At 42.3% G+C, this 9214-nt stretch carries 7 protein-coding genes; 2 read left to right on the top strand and 5 right to left on the bottom strand.

Annotation, left to right across the window (positions count from 1 at the left end; translation table 11 throughout):
- The 4 genes from Q0779_RS21340 to Q0779_RS21325 form a co-directional block, all read right to left on the bottom strand.
- On the bottom strand, positions 1-1059 hold a 1059-nt coding region (locus tag Q0779_RS21340), incomplete at its 3' end, for a hypothetical protein (protein WP_298775827.1).
- A gap of 103 nt (positions 1060-1162) precedes the next feature.
- On the bottom strand, positions 1163-1774 hold the full coding sequence (locus Q0779_RS21335) for a Pvc16 family protein (RefSeq protein ID WP_298775826.1): 612 nt from the start codon (positions 1772-1774) through the stop codon (positions 1163-1165).
- A gap of 363 nt (positions 1775-2137) precedes the next feature.
- Complete coding sequence (locus Q0779_RS21330) at positions 2138-4225, bottom strand: ATP-binding protein (RefSeq protein ID WP_298775823.1); 2088 nt, start codon at positions 4223-4225, stop codon at positions 2138-2140.
- A 459-nt stretch (positions 4226-4684) separates the two neighbouring features.
- On the bottom strand, positions 4685-5221 hold the full coding sequence (locus tag Q0779_RS21325) for a transcription termination/antitermination NusG family protein (protein WP_298775821.1): 537 nt from the start codon (positions 5219-5221) through the stop codon (positions 4685-4687).
- A gap of 671 nt (positions 5222-5892) precedes the next feature.
- On the opposite strand from Q0779_RS21325, the gene Q0779_RS21320 reads away from it, so the two are divergent.
- Together Q0779_RS21320 and Q0779_RS21315 are read left to right on the top strand one after the other, a co-directional pair.
- Positions 5893-6132, top strand: a complete 240-nt coding sequence (locus tag Q0779_RS21320) for a hypothetical protein (protein WP_298775819.1) — start codon at positions 5893-5895, stop codon at positions 6130-6132.
- 119 nt (positions 6133-6251) lie between these two features.
- Positions 6252-6563, top strand: a complete 312-nt coding sequence (locus Q0779_RS21315) for a helix-turn-helix transcriptional regulator (protein WP_298775830.1) — start codon at positions 6252-6254, stop codon at positions 6561-6563.
- Positions 6564-7036: 473 nt separating this feature from the next.
- On the opposite strand, the gene Q0779_RS21310 is transcribed toward Q0779_RS21315, so the two are convergent.
- Positions 7037-8956 (bottom strand): DUF4135 domain-containing protein, encoded by a 1920-nt coding sequence (locus tag Q0779_RS21310; RefSeq protein WP_298775817.1) that lies wholly within the window; start codon positions 8954-8956, stop codon positions 7037-7039.
- Between the last annotated feature and the right edge of the window lie 258 nt (positions 8957-9214).

The following is a 9214-nucleotide window of genomic DNA, read 5'->3' as shown; positions in this document are numbered from 1 at the left end:
AAAGGTATCTGCTTTAATTTGAGTGGCCTTTACTTGTGTACCGGTAACCATATCCCCTTGGGTTAAATCTATTTGTGACGGTAACCTGGCATTATCTAAAGTCCCAGCGGTGATATTATCGGCACTTAAATCAAACCTTTGTTTCCAGTAATTGGCCTGAGTTTCATTATCCTGCTGATAAATAAACCATAAAGCCTGAGTCCCTTCACCCAGTTTCACTTCTTTCAGCGCGTAGCCTAGGTAATAAGGGATTTGTTTATCAACAAAAGCGCCATTACAGCGGTAGAGCCCATTTTCTACTGGGTTGCTCTGGCCCTGTAAAAGGACCCATGAGCCACTGCTCAGTGCAAACTCGCTTACTTGTGCAGAGATGATTTGACTTAAATCGGCAATATTTTCAGTAACCTCTGTATAAACAAGCTTAATCAGGCTATTACTAATAAATTGATAAAGGCCATTGGCTTCACTTGCTGTTTGCGCCGTTAGCTGATAATAGCCGTTATCGGTTAAGCTTAAGCGGTCGACAGTTTCTGTCGGGATATCCGTGAGTTCTGTAATATTTTCATTCACTTTAATAAAAACTGTTTTTGTTATCAGCTCGAGAGCATAGCGATAAATGCCATTTTCAGCATCGTTACTTTGTGCATTAAGGCGAACCAATGTCCCACTCATTAATTGCAAGCGACTGATCTGTTCGGCAGCTAGCGTACCTAGGTTGGCAATATTCTCATTAACCGTAGTGGTATATAAGGTTGTACAAGCACTACCATCGAAAAGGTAAATCCCATTTTCCACTGCATTTTGTTGCGCCGCCAGCAAAATTGTCTGTCCGTCTAGCAGTGCATATTTTTCTATGATTGCACTGGTTAGCTGATCTAGGTTTGCAATATTATCTTCAAGCACGACATCCACAGTACGGATAACCTGAGTATCGACCATGCTTTTATTGACACTCAAGTCGAGTGCGGCATCAATTAGCTGGCCAAATTGTGCTTCTGTGGGGACATCTCCCGATTGAAAGTATTTTGCCAGCTTGTCATTTATGTGTGTGTTATTCATGTGAAAACCTAATTAACAATAGGATGGAGGTATTTGGACAATCAAGTCGTTCGATTAAGCCACAGAGCAATCGCGGCTTGCTCTGCTTTCCCCTTAAAGGGCATTATTTCTTACTCAGCGCCCGATCAATTTCCCTGATCACAGGTAAATGCGTGGGTTCATGCACGGCAACAGGGACCGACAGGGACAACATCAAACTGGGTTTGGGGGTTGAGCCCATGGCTTGCCAAACTTGACCGCTGATTTTGTCACTGTATTCACTGCCAAATAGCGTAAAGCGTATGCCATAGGGATTGGGATCGAACTGATGCAACGCAAGCATGTCTTCTGGCATAAAATCGAACATGCCTAGGCCGCAAATCAGGTATCCCATGAGTAAGTGTTCAATCTCGGCGCTGCCGCGTTTGTCTTTACACCAGACGGTGAGCATATAACTGATGTCCACATACCGAGGTTCTTTATGTAATGTGCGCCGGGTTTTTGTTTCATCTAAGCGCGTGCGCATGGGCTCACTGCGCCTGCGGCTTTTATCTTCATTAATCGCAATGAGATAACAATTAATCACAGGGCTGTTACCCAGCTCTGCGACAAACTCACTGTTGGGCGCAATAAAACTTAATTCAAGCTCTTCGGCGCTGGGGTTTAAACTAAAGACTTTTTCTCGAATGAGGGAATCTAGTGCCTTTTGTGTTTTTTGGAGCACAAGCGGATCCATAGTTTTTCCTTATTATTGAAACACTTTTATGTAACCTCACCTGACTTATACCCAAACCACTTGAAAGTGCATGTTTTCAGAGCCCGTAAAAAGGCTTAGTTCAAGGTGCATTATTGAAAGAATGCTTATTGCCTTTTGAGGTGATGCAACGTAGAAATTAGTCTTTTTACAGGCTCCCAACGGGCTGGCCTCTTTATATGTAAAAGCAAGGCCTTTTATTCTGCGTTATTGAATATCAACTTAGAATAACTAAGCCCTCAACTCAATGCCTTGCCTAAACGCGTTTTAATTCCAGCTGAATCCTGCATCTTCAAGTGGTTTGGGTATAGATGCATTTTATTAGCCTACTCGTCACAGGCTTTGTCATGCCAACCAGAGGCTGAGTTTTTGTTCGGCGAGGAAGCCCGCATTTTGCTTCTCGAGTTCACGGGTAATGGCCTTACCTAGCAGGGCTTTACTGATGGTTTGTTGTTGCGCTTTAAAAGCGTAAAGTAGCGCTCTTTCGGCAATATTGTTGATTTGTGAGGGGGTAAATTCAAATTGCTGTGCTAAGGCCTGCAAGTTAATGCCTGATGCAATCGAAATGCTGCGACTCCACGCCCGTTGCCACAATTGAAAACGCAAATGCTCATCAGGCATGGTAAACTCCACCACACCATGAAAACGGCGCAAAAAGGCATCATCTAGATTACTTTTAAAGTTGGTGCTGAGTAACAACAATCCGGTATAGGTTTCCATGCGCTGCAATAAAAAACTCACCCCCATGTTGGCATTTTTATCATGACTGGACTCCACCTCACTGCGCTTAGCAAAAATGGCGTCTGCCTCATCAAATAACAGTACCGCATTTTGTTTTTGTGCATCATCAAACAACTTGGCTAAATGCTTTTCAGACTCCCCTATCCATTTACTGGCCACATTGGCTAAATTAACTTTATATAAGGGCAATTTTAGCTGCCCCGCAATGGCCTCTGCTGCCATGGATTTACCTGTGCCGGGTTTCCCCCAAAAGAGGGCTTGGACACCGGGGACAAAATGCGGCAAGGCTTGAGTTAATTGAGAACGGTAAACCAGTCTGTCTATCAAGTCTTGTAATTGCGCTTGGGTATTATCATTTAAGATCATGTCACTGAGTTGATATCGAGGCTGACTCAATTTGGCCAATTGCCCCTGACTGGTACTGTTTGCTTGCAGGCAGGCTTGCTGCAATAGGCTAAGCAAAGGATCGCTGTCATGACACCTATCGAGCAGCGCGATCACATGGGCGTTAACTTGGCTCATCACGGCAGGCGTCAACGGATATAAATTCGCCAGATAAGCGGCGTCACTCGGCGTCAGCGGCCTCAGTGTTCCGCTAAAGGTTTTCACTAACACCTCAGATATCGCCAGCCAAGCTTGGGTTAATTGTTTTGGCTCAGGTGCGGTTAATCGCAGCGAAATCACCTGATTTTGGTTGAGGTATTGCCTAAGACGGTGACTATCGAACCAATTTAATTCGCTGTTAACACCACCGCTTTGCTCAATCACCTGATCCGTATGCTCGTTAATAGGATCACAAAAAAACACCCAACGCCGATTGGATAGTAACAAGGATAATATCCCTTCAGTCTCCCCAGCGCTCAGCACATAATCGAGTAAGTCAGGCCAATAGATATAGCAGGTTTGCCTATTCGCCATCAATCTCATTTGCCGAAAAGCCAAGATCATGTCATGTCGGTCAGTATCTTGTGATGCATTAAAACTGACGTGGTGCCAAGGTCGCTGGTTTTGATGAGCAAATTGTGCCACTAACCCACAACGATCGTCATGGGCTAACCCACTGACAATATTCACCTGTGCTAATGAATGTTTGAGCAAGTCGGCAAAGCCTATTTTAATCGCCACATCCTCATTTGATCTCAGCAACTGAACCTTTGTCGATTGCATCTCAACACTCACCTGCTCCCCCAATAAATGCCTAAAGACATCGGGAGCCAGCAGCAATGAATGGATAAGCGGCTGTGTTTGCTCTGGACTTGACAGTATTCCCCACTGAAATGCCTGCATAGAAGTCAACATCTCTTCTAAGCAGGTTATTTTGCTCTGTTGCTGGTTTTTACTCAGTAATAATACCCGCTCTAATGACAAACTCGGCCCTTGTTCAAACCAACTCAAGCCTAAAAAATGGGTCAAGGTATCAGGCTCCAGTGTCGTGATAAAAACGAGACCTATAAGCCTCAACTCAAGTTCAGTCAGTCCAAACCCCACTTGTAGCGATTGCATCGCAGGAGAATGAATATAAGTATCCATACTGTCATGAAAAGCTTGCAGTAAAAGAGATAACTTAGGTTGATCTTCTCCTTGTTTAATGGCTTGCCCTAAGGTGTAAAGCTGTTGGCTCAATGTATTGACTAATGCTTGTTCTAAATATTGATTTTGCTCTGGATTAACAAGATCAGCGGCGTGTGCCATGCTCCCTCCTTTATGTCCCTTTTCAAACCTCACCTGGTTTTATTCAATATCAGTAGACTCAGAAATATTATATTGATCTTGCTGAATAAACTTATTCATTGCTTTGTTAACATTGACCTTTACTATACCCGTGATACTTCAAGATGCAGGATTCAGTTGGAATTAAAAGCCTTTTAGACAAGGTCATTAATTGCTCCTGCATAAATGACATTTCCATCATCCTTGATGGTCAGCTGAACAGCGGGCTTAGTGATTCTAAGTCGGTGTTCAGTAACGCAGTATAAAAGGCCTTGCTTTTACATATAAAGAGGCCAACCCGTTGGGAGTGGGTAAAAGCAGCTACTTCTGTGTTGCATAACTTGAAAAGGCAATAAGCATTTCTGCAATCATGCGCCTTGAATTAGGCACTTTTACGCACTCTGAAAACAGGCATCTTGAAGTATCACGGGTATAACTTGATTACGCTGTATTATTGATACTGTCCATATTGTCCAGGACTAATAAGTCTGATGGCGGCACCTGCACCAGTAAACTCCGGCCTAGGTTTTCGATTTCTAATGCCACTTTTTTGCCTTTGGGTGAGTCCATTAACACGCCTGTACGGCCGGCCAGCACCCCCGTTGTGATCCGCACTCGCATTCCTTTAACAAGATATGAGTCCACTGAATTGACCCCATTAAAGTGCGCTTCGACTTGGTGCATTAACTCAATATCTCGAGCACGTATTTTACTGGGCATACCGCCAAAGCGCACATAGCACTTAACTCCGGTTTGATAATTCAGTTGATGAAAACCGTTCTCGTCGTGACAGACAAACAAGTAACCTTTAAACATGGGCAGGGTTTTTGCCCCTTGTTTGAGAGTGGGTAAGTAACAGTGAATATTCCAAATGTCCACCTCAGTATTGGAATTGATCAATTCACTTAAGCTGATTTCTGTATTGGGTTTAGTTTGCAGCACATACCATTGTGACTGCAGCTTTTCATTGTCTGACATGGGTGCACGCTCCGCCCTTTTTTGCTTTTGGCTATTGTTTTGCTATCAATTCAGTCGCGCTGCGCTAACTCTTTCACTTTCACTTTCACTTTCACTCAATCAATCAATCAAGCACTCAGTAGGACATTGATTGAGTAAAGCATTCAATAAACCTTGTGGCACGCTCCGCCCTTTTTGCTATTGGCTATTGGAATGCTTGTCTCACTCATTCAATCACTTTCACTTATTCAATCAATGGCCGCTCATCAGGTTTTTATTTCCCCCTTGCTTCAGGAAAAAGAATAGGGCATTCCCCCTTAGGCCCGCCTTCGAAAAATGCACAAGCATCTTGACTTTATGCACTAAATCGCCCCCCAAAAAGAATGAGTATTGACAGGTCATTTCACGTGCCAACTCAGCAATAGCATCAGTATGTGAAAATGAGCAAAACCAAATGTAACAGGATGTAATAGACCTTTTGATTCAAAAATGTTAACAATGTTAACAGCCAATAACGGCTTAATATTAAAAGGAAATCATCATGAGTTTAAAAAAAAATCTTCGCTATTAATGTCAACTCTGCCGCCTTAACTCTGCTCAATCAGTCACTCTGCCAAGAAAGCTATGATCTGCATACTTTAGAAAGGGATAACCTGCAAAATTATGTTCATATACAAGTGGATCTCATTATCATGGATCTCACGCAAACGGCCTCGGAACACGTCACCGATATTCTCAACGCACTCACGAATGACTTAAGACAAACCTACGCCACTCTTCCCCCTATTCTGGCCTTAACGGACTTGGATAACACTAAAAGGACATTACTATTCGCCGCAAACATTAGCGACTTATGTTACGCCCCCCTCATCGAAGCAGAACTGCAACTCCGTGTGCAGCAGCTTTGCTTGACAAGCCGTAAAAAAAAATAATCTGTAAAGCTTGTATTGAAAAAGAAAAAGAACACCACAGTGTCAATCAAGAAGCGCCTATACTGGCCAATCCACTGCTGACTCTGGCCGAGAAGGCAGCCCACTACTTATTGTCTGAAATGAGCAATGACGTCAATCTCAGTCAAGTTGTGAGCAAAATGGCCACTAACCGCAATAAGCTGTCTTTAGCCTTTAAAACCTATTACGGTGCAACACCGCTCAATTGGCTCAAAAAGCAACGCATGGAAAAAGCATCGCAATTACTCATCCACACCCAGCAATCCATTGCTGACATCACCTACACAGTGGGTTATAAGGACTCCAACCATTTTTCCACCGCATTTAAACAATACTCAGGGCTATCACCCAAGCAATATCGAACGCAATATGCCGTTTATCAGAAAGAAGAAGATGGTTTAAAACAAGACTAAAAGTGGCGCATCACCTAAACAATATCGAGTGTGATATGCCTTTTATCAGAAAGAAGAAGATGGTTTAAAACAAGACTAAAAGTGGCGTATCACCTCAACAATATCGAGTGCAATATGTTTTTTTATGAGGGAGAAGAAGATGGTTTAAAGCAAGACTAAAAAGTCACACTCTTTATGGCGGCGTGAATGAAGTGCATTCATGCCGCCACAGCCCTTGCCCGCCCAACCTTTGTTGAGTGGGCAAGAGTTGAGTGGGCAAGTTTTTCTTATCTCAGGCAATAGAAACACATATAGAATGTAGGTAGCGATAATAAAAAATAGAAATGTTCACAATAAAGTTCATCCCACACTAGAGATAAAAATACCGCCATGATTCAATTGCAAATGTTCTACAAACTGTCGGGAATCTTCATTTTAAGCCAAGAGTAAAAATGGGGTTAAAAGGCGTTTTAATCTCTTCCTATTAAGAAAAATCAAGGCAATGCGTTCATTCGCCCTTTGGCGAGTTCACTGAGTTTTAGAACACTTGTTTCGGCTGTAACATTTTTTATCGTTGGGTAAGCGACCGTTGTACCATCCATAAGTAGTTGGCCTGTTTTCATCTGAAATTCAAAGGCAGGTAAAGTTCCCCCTCGAAGAATGTTCCAAAAACGCTCTGTGCTCTTTTTGGTAAGTTTCAATTTAAAATGTTTAGCCAATTCATTACTACCAATAAAGGTGGTCATATCCTGAGTAAATTGAGCCTTCATGGCTGCTTTGTGCTTGTTATTCAGAGCAACCTTGAGATACCCTGCCAATGTACCTGTCGCTATTGGCACTACTCTAAAACTGTCTACCCCACGAAGATGCTTTCGCCATTTTTTTAAAAGACTTGGTTTTCTTGTTTTGATCAAATGACTCATTGCTGTCTTGCCAGCATTAAACTGATGATTATTTATTCGCTGCTGTTGACCATTTACATATAAAGCAGATGGAGTGTTAAATTCATTTGCCGCATTTACTTTTCCAGGTCCCATACCAGATTCAATTCCTGTTGTATCAGGATAAGAACCGGCTACCTCAGAATCGATTGGAACAGGGCCTGAGGCTCCAAATAGAATATTTTCTGCATGTAAATCTGAAACACCAAACACATGCGAAACAAGCTCTAGCCTTCCTAGTTTCTCAAAATGTTCGGCATGTTTTGCATTGGTATATGTTGCATCTCCTTGATGACCTACTCTTGTTACAAATTCTTCAGTATGGGCATTCGGGTTGATATCCATAACAGGCAAGTAGTCTTGCTGTTGTGCACTTTTATTGAGGTCACTAATAATTCCGTTTTTCCCTACAAAAGCGTTTTCAAACATTAAACTATGTGGTTTGTAGAGCTGCTTGTGATTATTCACCTTATTCACTAAAAACAGTGCATGGTGGCCACCTGCATGCGGATCAGAGCCAGTGCTTTGAATCCAATAAACATTCTTTACTTTTTGTGGGCCTTTCCCGATTTTTTGCTCCCCTACACTTTGAATATAATTCACCATTAAGCGGAAACGTTTTAGGAAAATAACTTTTCCTCGGGCATCATTAGCATTTTGCTGTGTGGGACTAAACAAGGCCCCTGAACGTACATTTGTTAAGGCTCCCTCTATCACTTTCGTTTTATCTACATCACGGCAATAGGTTCCTAAAGTACTATATGCTGCATCAAAACTAGCTTTCTGCTGGTTACTCAGGGAGTTAATGACAGAGGCTACACTGTAAACCTCTGTAACTAACGCTTGTGGGACCACACCTGTGGTTCGAGCTTGATCTAAGGTAGTATCAGTTTCTGTGGTTGGATAACTTCGACTATCAAGCAGCTTGTGTTTATATATTGGGTAAGTACTAAAAAAACTTCTCTTCGTTTCTGTTGTATCTTCATACATAGTGGGATCTGGTGCGTGATTCATCCAAGTTGTTGTCCCATTTGCTCCCTGCAGATAGAATTGACCTTGAATAAGTGCTGTTTTGTTTTCTTTCTTTTGAATGGGCTGTATTTGAGCTATATCATTCTGCGCCACAGCCTGTAACTGTACCGTTTGTTTGGCTTGCAAACTATTGTTAGTCAACTCTCGCAGCTTACGTTGTGCAATAGCTGCAGGACGTTTATCCACAAACTCAACATCTTGCATTATACTATCTTGGATCTGAGCAGTAGAACGAGCAACCTGCCCACTTTGATGGGCTTTTGGTGTTACCTGCAATTGATTTTTCTGAAAATGATTTTTCTGAAACTGGGCAATACTGTGGCCAGGGCCTTTCGTCGTTTTTTTGCAGGGGTCTTGAGATGATTTTTGCTTGGTTAACAGTTTGAAATTAACGCTTTGATGAAGCGATTTATTGATCTTTTTAGTTTGATAAACGGGCATCACATCCCCTTTACAGTTATCTCATTCGCGCCGTTAATAGATGATTATTTCGTGATTAACGAGTGTTTTGCTTCATATTAAGTAAAGATAGCAGCTAGGTATGCTCCCTGCTGCTAAACCTTGTTCACTTAATCACATTGAAGTGTCACGGGTATAGGCGTGTTCTTTTAAAAGGCTATTAGGAAGAATTTCCCATGGACACCTTCACCTACTCAAATAAAAAAGCGCAATAATAGCGCTTTTTACTTTCTTATCTCA

The organism is uncultured Shewanella sp., assembly GCF_947491715.1.
Classification (GTDB): Bacteria; Pseudomonadota; Gammaproteobacteria; order Enterobacterales; family Shewanellaceae; genus Shewanella.
The sequence above is the reverse complement of the archived record's forward strand: the minus strand, read 5'-3'. Positions and strand labels throughout refer to the sequence as shown.

Coding starts and splice junctions, on each gene's coding strand:
- Q0779_RS21330 (WP_298775823.1), bottom strand. CDS start 4,225: ATGGCACACGCCGCTGATCTTGTTAATCCAGAGCAAAATCAATATTTA.
- Q0779_RS21315 (WP_298775830.1), top strand. CDS start 6,252: ATGAGCAATGACGTCAATCTCAGTCAAGTTGTGAGCAAAATGGCCACT.
- Q0779_RS21335 (WP_298775826.1), bottom strand. CDS start 1,774: ATGGATCCGCTTGTGCTCCAAAAAACACAAAAGGCACTAGATTCCCTC.
- Q0779_RS21320 (WP_298775819.1), top strand. CDS start 5,893: ATGGATCTCACGCAAACGGCCTCGGAACACGTCACCGATATTCTCAAC.
- Q0779_RS21310 (WP_298775817.1), bottom strand. CDS start 8,956: ATGCCCGTTTATCAAACTAAAAAGATCAATAAATCGCTTCATCAAAGC.
- Q0779_RS21325 (WP_298775821.1), bottom strand. CDS start 5,221: ATGTCAGACAATGAAAAGCTGCAGTCACAATGGTATGTGCTGCAAACT.